The sequence below is a fragment of the Pseudooceanicola aestuarii genome (assembly GCF_010614805.1).
In the GTDB taxonomy this organism is placed as follows: Bacteria; Pseudomonadota; Alphaproteobacteria; order Rhodobacterales; family Rhodobacteraceae; genus Pseudooceanicola; species Pseudooceanicola aestuarii.
Genome location: NZ_JAAFZC010000001.1, coordinates 982,366 through 997,280, shown reverse-complemented (window position 1 = coordinate 997,280; position 14,915 = coordinate 982,366). Strand labels below are relative to the sequence as shown.

Here is a 14,915-nt window from a genome sequence, read left to right as displayed (position 1 = left end):
GAGCGTGGGGATGGTCGCATTCCCCCGATCCGCAGGCAAGGATTCGTCCCCCGCCCGCGACCTATCCCGGCGTGGACCGGATGAAGACCGGCCCGTCCGGCGTGGATCGTTCCGGGTCATGACGATAGCCGCCGCTGTCGAATTCGACCAGCGCGGCGGGGTCGGTCAGGCGGTGGGTCACGATATACCGCGCCATCGCGCCACGCGCCTGTTTCGCACTGAAGGAGATCATCTTGGCCACGCCGCCCTGTTCCTCCAGAAAGGCGGGGGTGATCACCCGCAGGCCCAGCGCGCGGATGTCCACGGCCCCGAAATATTCCTGGCTGGCGCAATTCACCAGCGTGTCGGTGCCCAGCTCATCGGCCTGGGCTTTCAGGTGGCGGGCGGGCAGGTCGCGCCAGAAGGCGTACAGGGTTTCGCCGCGCCGGGTTTTCAGCCGGGTGCCCATCTCCAGCCGGTAGGGCTGAATCCCGTCCAACGGTCGCAAAACGCCGTAAAGGCCGGAGAGAATGCGCAGATGGTCCTGTGCCCAGGCCAGGTCATCCGCCTGAAGGGAGCCGGCGGCCAGCCCGGTATAGGTATCCCCGGCAAAGCCGAAGACCGCCGGACGCAGGATCGTATCTTCGGGAGTTTCGGACCAGGCGCGGTAGCGGTCGCGGTTCAGGCGGGCCAGGTCTTCGGACAGGCTCATCAGCGTCCGAAGATCCTTCATCGTGCGGTTGCGCATGGTGCGCGCCAGGCTGTTCGCCTCGGCCAGAAAGGCCGGAACGCTCATGGAATCCGGCCGGTCCGACCAGTCCAGGCGTTTTGCGGGCGACAGAACACAAAGCATGGGAATTCCTTTTTCAAAATGTGGGGTTAGCTTACCCCGCCTGTCGGAGGATATCCAGAAAGGCATCGCCAAATCGTTCCGCGCGCCGGTCGCCGAGAATACGGCCCAGCGCGTCGGGATCATGGGGCCGCATCTGCGCCACCTTGGCGATCTGCGCGGCGGAGCACGACAGCGGCTTGTCGATGCCATCGGCGCCCCGCGACAGGGCGGTCTGGGCCTCCATCAGCTGATCGTAAAGGCTGCCGGCGTCGCGTCCGGCCAGGCGGCGGCGGGCGGGGTGGGTTTCCTCCACCGCGCCGGCGATGACCTCCAGGAAGGCGTCGCCATAGGCTTCCAGCTTCTTGGCGCCGACGCCGCCGACACGGGCCATGGCGTCCAGGGTGGCGGGCCGGGTTTCGGCCATCTCGATCAGGGTGCGGTCGTTGAAAATGATGTAGGCGGGCACGTTCTGCGCCTCGGCCAGCGCGCGGCGCTTGGCCTTCAGGGCCGACAGCAGCGGGGCGTCCTCCTCTGCCACCAGAGTCTTGACCGCAGGACGCCGGGCCCGCGCGGCGGCAATGGTGTCGCGACGCAGGCGGATCGTGGCCTCCCCGCGCAGGATCGGGCGGGCGGCCTCGGTCATGAAAAGCGCGCCGTGACGGTCCACGTTGGGGCGCACCAGATCCTGCCCCATCATCTGACGGAACACCGCCTGCCATTCGCGGCGGTTGTAATCCTGCCCGACGCCATAGGTGGGCAGCTGATCGTGCCCGCGTTCGCGCACCTTGTCGGTCTCGTTGCCGGTCAGGATGTCGATCAGGTGGCCGGTGCCGAACCATTCGCCGGTGCGCAGGATCGCCGACAGCGCCTTGCGCACCGCCTCGGTCCCGTCGAAGGTTTCGGGCGGGGTGTCGCACAGATCGCAACGCCCGCAGGTCACGTCTTCCTCGCCGAAATAGCGCAGCAGGGTGGCGCGGCGGCAGGTCTGCGCCTCTGCCAGACCCAGCAGTGCGTTCAGACGGGCGTGATCGGCGGCGCGGCGGTCGGGCGGGGCCAGCCCCTCGTCGATCTGCGACCGCCGCAGGCGGATGTCATCGGGGCCGAACAGGGTCAGCGTTTCGGCCGGCGCGCCGTCGCGACCGGCGCGCCCGATCTCCTGGTAATAGGCCTCGATCGACTTGGGCAGATCCGCATGGGCGACCCAGCGGATATCGGGTTTGTCCACGCCCATGCCAAAGGCCACGGTGGCCACGACGATCAGCCCGTCTTCCTGTTGAAACCGCAGTTCGGCGGCGCGGCGGGCGTCCGCCTCCATGCCGCCATGGTAATGGATCGCCTGAGCGCCCGACTCGTTCAGGGCACGGGCGAGCGATTCGGTCTTCGCCCGCGTACCGCAATAGACGATGCCCGACTGGCCCTTGCGCGCAGCGGCGAAGTTCAGGATCTGGGTGCGGGGGGAATTCTTGGCCTCGAACGCCAGATGCAGGTTCGGCCGGTCGAAACCGCGCAGGAACATCTGCGGGATGCGGGTGCCGAACAGGCGGCTGACGATCTCTTCCCGCGTTTCGGCATCGGCGGTGGCGGTAAAGGCGGCCAGCGGCACGTCCAGCGTTTCGCGCAGCGCGCCGATGCGCAGGTAATCGGGGCGGAAATCATGGCCCCATTGGCTGACGCAATGCGCCTCGTCCACCGCGATCAGGCTGACATCGGCGTGGCGCAGCGTGTCGCCCAGCCCGACGGAGGACAGGCGTTCCGGCGCAAGATACAGCAGTTTCAGCCGGCCCTCATGCAGGGCGGCGCGGGTGGCGTCGTTCTCCTCCTCGCTATTGCCAGAGGTCAGGGAGCCGGCGCTGACCCCGGCCGAGGTCATCGCCCGCACCTGGTCCCGCATCAGCGCAATCAGCGGCGAGATGACCAGCGTCACCCCCGGCCGCATCAGGGCAGGCAGTTGGAAACACAGGGATTTGCCGCCGCCGGTGGGCATGATGGCCAGGGTGTCCTGCCCCTGCGCCACCGCCTGAACGATCTCTTCCTGGCCGGGGCGAAACCCGTCGAATCCGAATACGTCGCGCAGCAGCGCGTCAGCCTTGCCCATGTCCCCCGCCGGTTCTGGTCCGTTCCGAAGCGGCACTGTTCCACACCGCTATACGGGGCGCAAGCGAGCGGTCAGTAGAACGCGGCGGCGTTGTTGGCGACGACGATGCGAATGATCATCAGGCCGACCAGCACGATCAGCGGCGCCAGGTCCAGCCCGCCGGTGGGCGGCAGGATGCGGCGGATCGGACGGTACAGCGGTTCAAGGATCCGGGTCAGCCCGTTCCAGATCTGCGCGACAAAAGGCTGCCGCAGGTTCAGCACGTCAAAGGAGATCAGCCAGCTCATCACCACATGGGCGATCACGAAGAACCACACGATATCGAGAATGAGGTCGATGATCTGCAACACGGAATACATGGGCGCGCCTTTCTGTCCAATCGGATCAACAGGTAAGCGCCCCCGACGCCGCCCGCAAGTCGGACGCAGGGTTTCGATTGACGCCCCCGCACACAGCGCTGATTTGGGCACAGCAGCAGCAAGGAGCCCGGCGCATGTATCCTTTTGTCCGAATGGCCAAGGAAATCATCAAGTTCCGCAAGGCGCCGCCACTGGGCGTGGACGGGGTGCATGTCTCTCATCACCGGATCTGGCCCTGGGATCTGGATTTCATGATGGAACTGAACAACGGGCGCACCCTGTCGATCTACGACCTCGGGCGCATCCCCTTTGCCCTGCGCGCCGGTCTGTTCCGGGTGTTGCGACAAAATGGCTGGGGCCTGACCGTGGCGGGCAGCGTCCTGCGCTATCGGCGCAGGATGACGGTGTTTGAACGGGTCGAGATGCAGAGCCGCCTGCTGGGATGGGACGCGCGGTTCGTCTATATCGAGCAATCCATGTGGAAGGACGGCACCTGCGCCAGCCACGGCATCTTTCGCACCGCCGTCACCGGCAAGGGCCGGATGGTCCCGACGGAGGCGGTCTTGCAGGCGCTGGGGCTGACCGATACGTCGCCCTCCCTGCCCGATTGGGTGGCGGCGCTGTTCATGGCGGACGACAGTCGCCCCTGGCCGCCGACACGGGTGTAGGCGCCTCCCTGATCCGTGCGCGCGCCTTTGGGTGACAGCGGTGTGAAACTGCGCCCCCTGCGGGAGGTATCCCTTGCCCCGACGTCGCATTGTCGATCATATCGGCGCGACCACATCGGGGGACGGACATGGCATTGCGCAAGCGGATCTGGGGCTGGTTCTTCTTTGACTGGGCCAGCCAGCCCTACAACACCCTGCTGATCACCTTCATCTTCGCCCCCTACGTGAAGGAACTGATGGGCGACGGGACCGCAGCGCAGACCGCCTGGGGATTCGGCATTGCGGCGGCGGGGATCATCATTGCGCTGCTGGCGCCGGTGCTGGGCGCTGTGTCGGACGTGTCGGGCAACCGGATGCGCTGGATCTGGCTGTTCTCCGCGATGTATTTCATCGGCGCCGGGATGCTGTGGTTCGCCGCGCCCGGCAGTTTCAACATCTACGTGACGCTGGCCTGGTTCGCGCTGGGCATGATCGGGATGGAATTCGCGACGATCTTTACCAATTCCATGCTTCCCGACCTGGGCCCGAAAGAGGAAATCGGACGCATTTCCGGCAATGGCTGGGCCTTTGGCTATCTTGGCGGGCTGATTGCGCTGGCCCTGATGCTGGCGCTTTTCGCCGAAAGCGCGGAAACCGGGCGCACGCTGATCGGTATTCCGCCCATTCTGGGGCTGGATGCGGAGATGCGGGAGGGCACCCGCGCGGTCGGACCCCTGACCGCGATCTGGTTCGCGGTGTTCATGATTCCGTTCTTCCTGTTCGTACGTGATCCCAAACCGACCCGTCCGCCACGCGGCGCGGTCAAAAAGGCGATCTCCGGCCTGGGCCGAACCCTGCGCAACCTGCCGGAGCGCAAGTCGCTGTTCGCCTTCCTGGCCTCCTCCATGTTCTATCGCGATGCGCTGAACGGGATGTATGCCTTTGGCGGGATCTATGCCTCGGGGGTGCTGGGCTGGTCGGTGACCTATATCGGCGTCTTCGGCATCGTGGCCATCATCGCCGGAGCAGTCTTTGCCATGGTGGGCGGCTGGGCCGATGCGCGGTTCGGACCCAAGCCGGTGATCACGGCGGCGATCCTGGTGCTGACTTTCGTGGCGGTGTCGATCGTCCTGGTCTCTCCCACCTCGGTCTACGGCGTGGCGGTGGTGGAGGGGTCGGCCCTGCCCGACCTGGTGTTCTTCGTGCTGGGGGCGCTGATTGGCGCGGCGGGGGGCGTGGTGCAGGCCGCCAGCCGCACGATGATGGTGCGCCAGGCCGATCCCGAGCGCATGGCCGAGGCCTTCGGCCTTTATGCGCTGGCCGGCAAGGCGACGTCCTTCCTGGCGCCGCTGCTGATCGGGATCGTCACGGCGCTCAGCGCCTCTCAGCAGATCGGCGTGACGCCGCTGATCTTCCTTTTCCTGATCGGGTTGATCCTGCTAGGCTGGGTGAAACCCGAAGGAGACGCCAGCCCATGATCCGCCCCCTTGCCGCCCTGTGCCTGATTGCCCTTCTGGGAAGCTGCGGCGGCACGGAGCGGGCTGTCTCCGTCTCGACCCAGCAGGAGATTCCGGCGGCGATGCGGGGCAAACCGGCCAAGCAGTTCTTCGGCGCTGCCCCCGCCGGATCGGCCCAGGCGCCGCAACCCTATGGCAGCTACGCCAAGGGCTGTCTTGCCGGTGCGGTGCAATTGCCGGAGACGGGACCGACCTGGCAGGCGATGCGCCTGTCGCGCAATCGCAACTGGGGCCATCCCGAAACCATCGACTACCTGAAAGACCTGTCGGCACAGGTGGCGCGCCTGCCGGGTTGGGAGGGGCTGTATATCGGCGATCTGTCCCAGCCGCGCGGCGGGCCGATGCTGACCGGCCATGCCTCGCATCAGATGGGGATGGACGCGGATATCTGGATGCTGCCGCCCGACCGGCTGAACCTGTCGCGGGCCGAGCGGGAGAATCTCTCCTCCATCTCCACGCGCCGGGCGCGCGGCGCCTATACCAACGACCGCTGGACCGATCAGCACATGGAGGTGCTGAAACTTGCCGCCAGCGACCGACGGGTGGCGCGAATCTTCGTCTTTCCCGGCGCCAAGGTGCGGATGTGCAAGGAGGCGACAGGCGACCGGTCCTGGCTGCGCAAGATCCGGCCATGGTACGGGCACCATTATCATTTCCATGTCCGGCTGGCCTGTCCCAGGGGGGCGCGTGACTGCGTGGACCAGGCGCCGCCGCCGCCCGGTGACGGCTGTGACGAGGCAAAGGGCTGGGTGGACCGCATCCTGAACCCGCCGCCGCCCAGGCCGCGCGATCCGAATGCCCCCCCGCCCAAGCCCAAGCGGGAGCTGACGCTCGCCGATCTGCCCGGTCAATGCGTTTCCGTCCTGCAATCGCGCTGATTCTCTGCCTTGTTCCGTCCTGCGACGCCCCGCCCGCCGGGTGGCGGCTGAGCGAGGTCGCGGCAGAGCAACGAGACAATCGGATCCCCCTGGGAGGCCTGTCCGCGATCGAAGTCTCCGCCGATGGCAGCACCTTTGTCGCGCTGACCGACCGGGGACAGGTCGTCGAGGGCCGGTTGGAGCGCAACGCCGGAGAGCTGGCCGCTTTGCGGGTTGCCCGCCTGCGCCAGCTGGATGACGACGGCGGCACGTTGATCCATGAGTTCAAGATCGACAGCGAGGGGCTGGCCATCGGGCCGCACGGGACGCGCCACATCTCCTTCGAGGGGCCGGCGCGGGTCTATCGCGACGGAGCGACCCTGGACCGCCTGCCGGACCCGCCCGATCATGCCGCCCTGGAGGACAACACCGGCTACGAGGCGCTGGCCGTCGATGCGCAGGGCAGGCTGTTGACCCTGGCCGAACAGTCGCGGGACACTGATTTCCCCCTGTTCCGGTACGAGAACGGGGCCTGGAGCCGGATCGCACGCATCCAACGGGAGGGGCGTTACCGGCCCGTGGGCGCCGATGTCGGCCCCGACGGGCAATTCTACCTGCTGGAGCGGTCCTTCTTCTTCGGGTTCCGCAACCGCGTGCGCCGGTTCGACCTGACCGCCCCGGCCGATGCTCCCCGCCCCGGCACGATCATCTGGCATGGCGACAGCGGGCTGAACCGCAATCTTGAGGGGCTGGCCGTCTGGCATGACGGGGCGGGCGCGTTGCGCCTGACGATGGTGGCGGACGACAATTTCATGGCCCTGCTCCGCAACGTCGTGACCGAGGTGACGCTTGCATCGCCAGCCCCGGAGGAGTAGACGCCCGAAGTCCTCCCGCCGGGAGGCACAAGTCTCCGCGACCTTGTCTAAAAAACGGACCAAATCATGACCCGCATTCACCTCCCCGGCATTCTTGCCATGGCCGCCATCGTCGTGGCCTCCAATATACTGGTGCAATTCCTGTTCGGCCAATGGCTGACCTGGGGCGCCTTTACCTATCCTTTGGCCTTTCTCGTCACCGACGTGATGAACCGCGTCTACGGGGCCGCCGCCGCGCGGCGCGTCGTCCTGGCCGGTTTCGTCACCGGCGTGATCTGTTCGGTGATCGGCACCCAGATCATGGGCGAATTCGGCCCGCTGGTCACCTGGCGCATCGCGGCCGGGTCGGGCCTGGCGTTCCTGCTGGCGCAGATGACCGACGTCCTGGTGTTCGACAGGTTTCGCGCCGGGCGCTGGTGGCGCGCGCCGCTGGTGTCCACCCTGGTGGGATCGTCGCTGGACACGGCGGTCTTCTTCACCATCGCCTTTTCCGCCGCGCTGACCTTTGTGGAGCCGGGCAACGACGTGTCCTGGGCCGGCGAGGCGCTGCCCCTGCTGGGCCTCGGGCCGGTCGTGCCGCTGTGGGTCTCGCTGGCGGTGGCGGACTGGCTGGTGAAGCTGTCGCTGGCCCTGATCGCCCTGCTGCCTTTCCGGGCAATCGTCACGAAAATTTCGCCAGAGATTGCGTGAATTGTTTTGACAGACACAAAATCTGTGTCACCCTCCTGAGTATCGGAAACATTCAGAAAGGAGGTGCTCTAGTGTCTATTGAGGTATTGGAGAAAGGTGTCGGGACAGTTCGGAGGATATGCGGCTAAGGCAGCCCTTGGCCGGATAGCATCCGGATTGGTGGATGTCTAACCGACCCCACCTCCTATTCTCGAGGAAGGGCCGTCCGTTCCGGGGCGGCCCTTTTCGCATGGGATCAATCCCCCGTGCCACGCGTTAAGGGGACAGGAGGCCCCCCATGCTGAACATCACCGACCGCATCACCATCGAAGATTGGGAAATCACCGAACAGTTCATTCGCGCCGGGGGGCCGGGTGGGCAGAACGTGAACAAGGTTTCCACTGCCGTCGAACTGCGGTTCGAGGCGGAGCGGTCGCCCAATCTGCCCGACGCGGTCAAGCGCCGTCTGCGCCGCCTTGCCGGACGCCGCTGGACCAAGGAAGGTGCCATCATCCTTCAGGTCAGCGAGGAACGCTCCCAATCCCGCAACCGCGAGATCGCCCGCGACCGGCTGGCAGAACTGATCCGCAAGGCAACCGAAGTCCCCAAGCGCCGGGTGCCCACCAAAGTCTCGAAGAACCAGAAGCGCAAGCGGGTCGAGGCGAAGAAACAGCGGGCGGAGGTCAAGGACGGACGCGGCTGGGTGCGGTGAAGCCGCCGCCCGACCGGACACCTGTCCCAACCGGGATCTGGCGCGGCGCGGCCGCAGATACTTGCGGCGTCAAACCACCACGTCCATCCCCTCCTGCTCCCCTACTCCGAAGACCCGTTTGTAGCGGGTGATTTCGGCCTCCGGGCCCATGGCCTTGCGGGGGTTGTCGGACAGCTTGACCGTTGGCCGCCCGTCGGCCGCGACCGCTTTGCAGACCAGTGAGAAGGGTGCCAGCGCGTCGCCGGGGACGAGGCCGCGGAAATCGTTGGTCAACAGGGTGCCCCAGCCAAAGGAGACGCGCACGCGGCCGGCGAACTGGCGGTGCAGTGTCTCGATCTTTTCCACGTCCAGCCCGTCGGAGAAGATGATCAGTTTCTCCCGGGGATCCTCACCGCGCGAGATCCACCAGTTGATGGCCGTTTCCGCGCCCTCCGCAGGGTCGCCGCTGTCGATGCGGATGCCGGTCCAGCCGGCCAGCCAATCGGGCGCGCGCTCAAGGAAGCCGCTGGTGCCGTAGGTGTCGGGCAGGATGATGCGCAGGTTGCCGGAATGCTCTTCGTGCCAATCGGCCAGAACGTCGTAGGGCGCGCGGGCCAGGGCGTCATCGTCCGGGGCGAGGGCGGAATAGACCATGGGCAATTCATGGGCATTGGTGCCGACGGCTTCGAGGTCGCGGCGCATGGCGATCAGGCAGTTGGACGTGCCACTGAACCGGTTGCCCAGCCCCTCGGTCATGGCCTGGACGCACCAATCCTGCCACAGGAAGGAATGCCGCCGCCGGGTTCCGAAATCGGCGATGCGCAGGCGGTCCAGGTCGCGCAGGCGGGTGATCTTTTCCCAGATCTTGGTCATCGCGCGGGCATAGAGCACCTGAAGTTCGAACCGGCCCATCTGGTCGGTGATGGCGCGGCCGCGCAGCTCCATCAGGATGGAGAGCGCGGGAATTTCCCACAGCATGACCTCGGGCCAGCTGCCTTCGAAGGTCAGTTCGTATTGATCGCCGCGCCGTTCCAGGTGGTAGGGCGGCAGGGACAGGTTCTCGAACCATTCCATGAAGTCGGGGCGGAACATCTGGCGTTTGCCGTAGAAGGTATTGCCGCGCATCCAGGTGGATTCGCCGCGCGACAGGGACAGGGTGCGCACATGGTCCAGCTGTTCGCGCAGCTCGCCTTCGTCGATCAGCAGGGCAAGAGGGACAGAGGTGGACCTGTTGATCAGGGAGAACGTCACCTGCGTGTCGGGATTGTTGCGGAACACCGATTGGCACATCAGCAGCTTGTAGAAATCGGTGTCGATCAGGGACCGGACGATCGGATCGATCTTCCAGCGGTGGTTCCAGACACGGGTTGCAATATCGACCATGGGGCCCTCCCTTCAGGCTTTCGTGGTTAAAGCAGCACGGCGGGGGGGAGGCAAGCCAAGGGGCCTTCGCACCGGGGGGAGAACGGTGTAAGACGCGCGCGACAAGACCGCGTTCAGGAGTAGGCGACAATGGGTCAGATGCGCGTGAGGAGCGCCCCGCGGATGATGCATCTGGTCTGGGGGCTGGTTTTCGTGCTGGCCGCCTGCGGGGTGCGCCCGACGCTGACCCCCTATGCCGGCGATGTCGCGCGGATACAGCAGGTGCTGGTCGCGACCACGCGGGCGCCCGGTGATGGCACGTTGAAACCCTATGGCGGAAAACGGTCGGATGACATCGACTTTGCCCGTTATGGCATCTCCATCCCGCCGGACCGGAAGCCGGGGGAAATCCGCCTGCCGCGTCGCGATCCCGATCCGTCCCGCGAATTCCTGACCGCCGAGCGGGAGCGGTTCGGGGACGAGGCGGATTTCGTCGCCGCGCTCAATGCAAGTGTCGCGGATCTGCCGCGCGGCGAACGCCAGGTCACCGTATTTGTGCACGGGTTCAACGTCAGCTACCCGGCGGCGGTGCTGCGCGCCGCGCAGATGGCCCATGATTTCGAAGTGCCGGGCCCGATGGTGCTGTTCTCCTGGCCCTCTGCGGGACGGTTGACGCATTATGTCTATGACCGCGACAGCACGCTGGTCGCTCGCGATCGTTTTATCGAGGTTCTGCGCATGATCGCCCGCTCCGACGCGGATTCGATCGTCGTGCTGGCCCATTCCATGGGCGCCTTCCTGACGATGGAAAGCCTGCGCACGCTGGAGGCGGTCGAGGATCACCAGGTGATCGACCGGCTGGCGGGCGTGGTGCTGGCGGAACCCGATATCGACGTCGACGTGTTCAAGATGCAGGTCAGGCGTGTCGATCTGGATCACACGCCCATCGCCATCATCGGGTCGCAAAAGGACTATGCCCTGCGCCTGTCGCAATTCGTCGCCGGCCAGCATCCCCGCGTCGGTGAGAACGAGAGTATCGAGGAAATGCGCCGGCTGGGCGTGCTGGTCATCGATGTCACCGGCGCGCAGGACCAGTCTGTCACCGGGCATACCGCCTTTGCCACCAACCCGCAGCTGCTGGAATTGTTCAGCAGCGGTCAACTGGCGCAGCGGATCATCCACGGCAACGTGGGCGAGGACATCCTGGTCGGCGGCTTGCAGGCGGCCGGGAATGTCGCGCTGGCGATCGCCTACTTGCCCTACCAGTTGACGAATTGACCGCAGCGCTCCGCGCCGTTGTGGCCGCGGGTGGCCCGTACAACCGGGAAATGGACGGCCCCCGCTGCGGTAGCGGGGGGTGGCCGATGCCGGGCATTGCGGCTTGATCCGCTGGGTGGGTGGGGTAGACAGGCAGGAGCTGAACCACAAATCTACGCGAAAGGGCCGGAACCGTGACCCAGATTACTCCTGTCATCCTCTGTGGTGGCTCAGGCACCCGGCTTTGGCCGCTATCGCGCAAGAGCTACCCCAAGCAATTCGTGCAATTGATGGGAGAGGAAACGCTGTTCCAGGCGTCTGCCCGGCGGCTGTCGGGGCGGGACGGGGGGCTCGACTTCAGCGCGCCGGTGATCCTGACGAACTCCGATTTCCGCTTTATCGTCACGCAGCAGCTGGCCGGTGCGGGGGTCGACCCCGGCGCCATCCTGATCGAGCCGGAGGGGCGCAACACCGCCCCCGCGATCCTGGCCGCCGCGCTGCGCCTGGCCGAAACCGATCCGCAGGCGGTGATGCTGGTCGCGCCTTCCGATCACGTCGTGCCCGATGGCGCGGCGTTCCGCGCCGCGGTCGCCCGCGGGCTGACGGCGGTGGAGGCGGGCAACATGGTCACCTTCGGCATCACGCCGGCGCGGGCGGAAACGGGCTATGGCTACCTGGAACTGGCAGCGCCTTCGGATGGTGATCCGGTCAGCCTGTCGCGTTTCGTCGAGAAACCCGATGCGGCCAGCGCCGAACGCATGGTGACGGACGGCAATTTCCTGTGGAACGCCGGGATCTTCCTGTTCCGGGCCTGTGACATCATCGCCGCCTTCGAGGCGCATCACCCGCAGCTTTTGGGCCCTGTCCGGGGCGCGCTGACCGAGGCGCAGGTGGACCTGGGCTTCTTGCGGCTGGCGCCCGGCCCCTGGGCCGAGGCGGAAGATATCTCCATTGACTACGCGGTGATGGAAAAGGCGGCGAACCTGTCGGTCGTGCCGTTCACCGGGGGCTGGTCCGATCTGGGCGGGTGGGATGCCGTCTGGCGTGAGATCGGGCCGGATGATCAGGGCGTCGCCCTGTCCGGCGAGGCGACGGCGATTGATTGCCGCGACACGCTGCTGCGGTCCGACAGCGAACGGCTGGAAATCGTCGGCATCGGGTTGGAGAACGTGATGGCCGTGGCGATGAACGACGCGGTGCTGGTCGCAGACATGTCGCGCGCCCAGGACGTGAAGGAAGCCGTCGCCGCCCTGAAGAAGAAGGCCGCCCCGCAGGCTACCGGTTTCCCCAAGGATCACCGCCCCTGGGGCTGGTTCGAAAGCCTGGTGGTCGGCAGCCGGTTCCAGGTAAAGCGGATCATGGTCCATCCCGGCGCCGCCCTGTCCCTGCAAAGCCATTTCCACCGCTCCGAACACTGGATCGTGGTGGAGGGCACCGCGCGGGTCACGGTGGATGAGGAGGTCCGCCTGGTGACGGAAAACCAGTCCGTCTACATCCCGCTGGGGGCCGTGCACCGGATGGAAAACCCCGGCAAGGTGCCGATGGTCCTGATCGAGGTGCAGACCGGCGCCTATGTCGGAGAGGACGATATCGTCCGTTACGAGGACGTCTACGCACGCGGATGACGGGCCGGAACCGGCGTGCGGCGATCGCCTGTGCCGCCGGTTCCCCCGGTCTGGCCGCCCCGCAGTCCCGGCGCGCCGCGCCCCTTGGCCGCTGGCCGGGACAGGACCGGTGTGCCGGGCAAAACCCCGGATGGCCGCGGGGGCAGGCCGACGGCGGGAAGACGCCGATTTTGCCTCAGCCTGTTGAATTTCGGCGATTTCCCGTAACGTCTTTTGTGCGCCTGCTTGTATCGATTCAGCGCCACCCATAGGATCGCGCAATCCTGCGGGCGCTTGAATGGGAGGGTGATGATGGCGACTGGACAGACCGATTCCGCAAACGGGGGCGCTGCCGGTGCTCACCTCGCGACTGCCGGGGGGTTCGATGCGGACACGGTGTCCGCCCTGATGCATCACGGGGAGCCCCGACAGCTGTCGCCCGGTGAAAACCTGGTTGAAGAAGGGGGCAAGGCCGAGGAATTCTACCTGGTCCTGAACGGACGGTTCACCGTCTACTCCGGCCTGCGCCCGATCGCTGAAATCGCCAGCGGCGAACCCGTGGGGGAGATCGCATTCTTCTCTGGCGGGGACCGCACCGCGACGGTGGTCGCCAACCGGGCGAGCGAGGTGCTGGTGATTTCCCGCGCCGCCTACAAGGCGCTTTGCACGCAAAGCCCCGGCGTTGCCGATGCGATCATCCGCACCCTGGCCGCACGCCTGTCGGGCAGTGTCCGCCATGCGGAGGCACTGAAACCGCGCGGCGGGCGGATCGTGGCGCTGCTGCCCTCGGGGCCCGCACCGCTGGACATGGACCGGGCTGCCCGCATGGTTGACGCGCTGGGCGGTGCCGATGCCGTGGGGATGTACCGCACCGCCACCATGGATAGGCCGATCTGGGAATGGGTCGCGGCGCAACCGCCGACCCGGACGCTGGTTCTGGTGGCTGATGGCGATCCGCGCCGCAGCGCTGAAATCATGGATAATACCGACATGGCCGTCGTTCTGGTGGATGCAGATGCCACCGGCCGGCCCGAGGATGAAGCCCTGGCGCGGGAGCTGGCGATGCGGTTCCTCCCCCATGCCGTGCACCTTGCGATCTTCCGCCCCGACGGGGCGCAGATCACCGGCACCGCAGCCCATCTGGAACGTTGGCCCGCCAGCCTGCACCATCATGTCCAGACCGGCGTCGCGGCGGATTACGAACGCCTGGCGCGGTTCCTGAACGGCACCTCCCTGGGGGTGGTCTTCGGCGGCGGCGGGGCGCTGGGCACGGCGCATCTGGGCATGGTCAAGGCGTTGCAGGAACACGGGTTTCATTTCGACATGCTGGGCGGGGCTTCTGTAGGGGCGGCGATGGCCGGCGCCACGGCGATGAAGTTGACCCCGGACGAGGTCGTCGAACGCTGCGAAGAGATTTTCGTGCGATCCAAGGCGATGAAGCGGCTGACCGTGCCGCTGTTCTCAATCCTGGATCAGAAATTTTTCGACCTGCAATTGCGAAAGCATTACGGCGACATCCAGATCGAGGATCTGCCGATCAACTATTTCGCCGCCGCCACCAGTCTGACGGCGAATGACCTGGTCGTGCGTCGGCGGGGGGACTTGTGGCGGGCGGTGCGGGCTTCCGGCTCCATCCCGGCGGTTCTGCCCCCCATGGTGCTGGACGACGGCGAAGTCCTGGTGGACGGCGCGGTGATCGACAACGTGCCGATCGGGACGATGCGCACGCTGAAATCCGGGCCCAACCTGGTGTTCAGCCTCGGGATGCGCAGCCCATGGCGGGTGAATACGGATTACGCCCTGCTGCCCGGACGTGCCGGTGCGATGGGGCGGCTGGTCTTCGGTCGCCGGATGGGTGGCAAGTTGCGGTTCCCGGGCATCGCCTCGGTCCTGACGCGGACGATGGTGGTGAATTCCGAACGCCACCTGTCGCGGATCGACCAGGGGTCGGACGTCTTCCTGGCGATCAATCCGGGGATGCGCATGGGCTTTCTGGAATGGTCCAAGGGGCGCGTCTTGTACCAGCGCACCTACGAGAACGCCACGCGCAAGCTGGAGCGGCTGGCGAAGACGGAATCGGGCTACGCGCTGCTGCTGGCCTTTCGCGACGAGATGCAGAGCGCCCCGGACCCGGCGGAGGCCACCGCCGCCTGATTCCGCACAGCACCTTC

13 protein-coding genes are annotated in these 14,915 nt (G+C 66.4%); 9 read left to right on the top strand and 4 right to left on the bottom strand.

Annotated elements, in window-relative coordinates:
• Positions 1 to 61 precede the first annotated feature (61 nt).
• The 3 genes from yaaA to G5A46_RS04675 all read right to left on the bottom strand — a co-directional run bounded on the left by yaaA (position 62) and on the right by G5A46_RS04675 (position 3,265).
• A complete protein-coding gene (yaaA, locus tag G5A46_RS04685; RefSeq protein WP_163847763.1) occupies positions 62 to 832 on the bottom strand; it encodes a peroxide stress protein YaaA in 771 nt (256 codons plus the stop codon).
• 31 nt (positions 833 to 863) lie between these two features.
• Entirely contained in the window at positions 864 to 2,906 is a 2,043-nt protein-coding gene (gene recQ / locus G5A46_RS04680; protein ID WP_163847761.1) for a DNA helicase RecQ, read from the bottom strand.
• A gap of 71 nt (positions 2,907 to 2,977) precedes the next feature.
• Positions 2,978 to 3,265, bottom strand: coding sequence for a YggT family protein (locus tag G5A46_RS04675; RefSeq protein ID WP_163847760.1), 288 nt, complete (start codon positions 3,263 to 3,265; stop codon positions 2,978 to 2,980).
• Positions 3,266 to 3,399: 134 nt separating this feature from the next.
• On the opposite strand from G5A46_RS04675, the gene G5A46_RS04670 reads away from it, so the two are divergent.
• The 6 genes from G5A46_RS04670 (at position 3,400) to arfB (ending at position 8,542) form a co-directional block, all read left to right on the top strand.
• Positions 3,400 to 3,933: an acyl-CoA thioesterase gene (locus tag G5A46_RS04670; RefSeq protein WP_163847758.1), complete on the top strand. Its 534-nt coding sequence runs from the start codon at positions 3,400 to 3,402 to the stop codon at positions 3,931 to 3,933.
• Positions 3,934 to 4,061: 128 nt separating this feature from the next.
• Positions 4,062 to 5,390, top strand: coding sequence for an MFS transporter (locus tag G5A46_RS04665; RefSeq protein ID WP_163847756.1), 1,329 nt, complete (start codon positions 4,062 to 4,064; stop codon positions 5,388 to 5,390).
• On the top strand, positions 5,387 to 6,307 hold the full coding sequence (gene mepA, locus G5A46_RS04660; protein WP_163847754.1) for a penicillin-insensitive murein endopeptidase: 921 nt from the start codon (positions 5,387 to 5,389) through the stop codon (positions 6,305 to 6,307). Before G5A46_RS04665 ends, mepA begins: the two co-directional genes overlap by 4 nt.
• Positions 6,280 to 7,161, top strand: coding sequence for an esterase-like activity of phytase family protein (locus tag G5A46_RS04655; RefSeq protein WP_163847752.1), 882 nt, complete (start codon positions 6,280 to 6,282; stop codon positions 7,159 to 7,161). The genes mepA and G5A46_RS04655 overlap by 28 nt, the downstream gene beginning before the upstream one ends.
• Positions 7,162 to 7,227: 66 nt before the next feature.
• Positions 7,228 to 7,851, top strand: a complete 624-nt coding sequence (locus G5A46_RS04650) for a queuosine precursor transporter (protein WP_163847750.1) — start codon at positions 7,228 to 7,230, stop codon at positions 7,849 to 7,851.
• Between the two features lie 277 nt (positions 7,852 to 8,128).
• Positions 8,129 to 8,542: an alternative ribosome rescue aminoacyl-tRNA hydrolase ArfB gene (gene arfB, locus G5A46_RS04645; RefSeq protein ID WP_163847748.1), complete on the top strand. Its 414-nt coding sequence runs from the start codon at positions 8,129 to 8,131 to the stop codon at positions 8,540 to 8,542.
• A 69-nt stretch (positions 8,543 to 8,611) separates the two neighbouring features.
• Here the strand turns inward: arfB and pncB are convergent, their stop codons facing one another.
• Positions 8,612 to 9,904, bottom strand: coding sequence for a nicotinate phosphoribosyltransferase (gene pncB, locus G5A46_RS04640; RefSeq protein WP_163847746.1), 1,293 nt, complete (start codon positions 9,902 to 9,904; stop codon positions 8,612 to 8,614).
• 162 nt (positions 9,905 to 10,066) lie between these two features.
• Here pncB and G5A46_RS04635 point away from each other — a divergent pair, with 162 nt between their 5' ends.
• The 3 genes from G5A46_RS04635 (at position 10,067) to G5A46_RS04625 (ending at position 14,898) form a co-directional block, all read left to right on the top strand.
• Positions 10,067 to 11,161: an alpha/beta hydrolase gene (locus tag G5A46_RS04635; RefSeq protein WP_163847744.1), complete on the top strand. Its 1,095-nt coding sequence runs from the start codon at positions 10,067 to 10,069 to the stop codon at positions 11,159 to 11,161.
• Between the two features lie 173 nt (positions 11,162 to 11,334).
• Positions 11,335 to 12,765: a mannose-1-phosphate guanylyltransferase/mannose-6-phosphate isomerase gene (locus G5A46_RS04630; RefSeq protein WP_163847743.1), complete on the top strand. Its 1,431-nt coding sequence runs from the start codon at positions 11,335 to 11,337 to the stop codon at positions 12,763 to 12,765.
• A 291-nt stretch (positions 12,766 to 13,056) separates the two neighbouring features.
• The gene (locus tag G5A46_RS04625) at positions 13,057 to 14,898 is read left to right on the top strand and encodes a patatin-like phospholipase family protein (RefSeq protein WP_163847741.1); all 1,842 of its coding nucleotides are present in this window, start codon (positions 13,057 to 13,059) and stop codon (positions 14,896 to 14,898) included.
• Positions 14,899 to 14,915 lie beyond the last annotated feature (17 nt).

Bases quoted from the DNA above. Each gene is read 5' to 3' on its own strand.
- yaaA (WP_163847763.1), bottom strand. From the start codon at position 832: ATGCTTTGTGTTCTGTCGCCCGCAAAACGCCTGGACTGGTCGGACCGG.
- recQ (WP_163847761.1), bottom strand. From the start codon at position 2,906: ATGGGCAAGGCTGACGCGCTGCTGCGCGACGTATTCGGATTCGACGGG.
- G5A46_RS04675 (WP_163847760.1), bottom strand. From the start codon at position 3,265: ATGTATTCCGTGTTGCAGATCATCGACCTCATTCTCGATATCGTGTGG.
- G5A46_RS04670 (WP_163847758.1), top strand. From the start codon at position 3,400: ATGTATCCTTTTGTCCGAATGGCCAAGGAAATCATCAAGTTCCGCAAG.
- G5A46_RS04665 (WP_163847756.1), top strand. From the start codon at position 4,062: ATGGCATTGCGCAAGCGGATCTGGGGCTGGTTCTTCTTTGACTGGGCC.
- mepA (WP_163847754.1), top strand. From the start codon at position 5,387: ATGATCCGCCCCCTTGCCGCCCTGTGCCTGATTGCCCTTCTGGGAAGC.
- G5A46_RS04655 (WP_163847752.1), top strand. From the start codon at position 6,280: ATGCGTTTCCGTCCTGCAATCGCGCTGATTCTCTGCCTTGTTCCGTCC.
- G5A46_RS04650 (WP_163847750.1), top strand. From the start codon at position 7,228: ATGACCCGCATTCACCTCCCCGGCATTCTTGCCATGGCCGCCATCGTC.
- arfB (WP_163847748.1), top strand. From the start codon at position 8,129: ATGCTGAACATCACCGACCGCATCACCATCGAAGATTGGGAAATCACC.
- pncB (WP_163847746.1), bottom strand. From the start codon at position 9,904: ATGGTCGATATTGCAACCCGTGTCTGGAACCACCGCTGGAAGATCGAT.
- G5A46_RS04635 (WP_163847744.1), top strand. From the start codon at position 10,067: ATGATGCATCTGGTCTGGGGGCTGGTTTTCGTGCTGGCCGCCTGCGGG.
- G5A46_RS04625 (WP_163847741.1), top strand. From the start codon at position 13,057: ATGGCGACTGGACAGACCGATTCCGCAAACGGGGGCGCTGCCGGTGCT.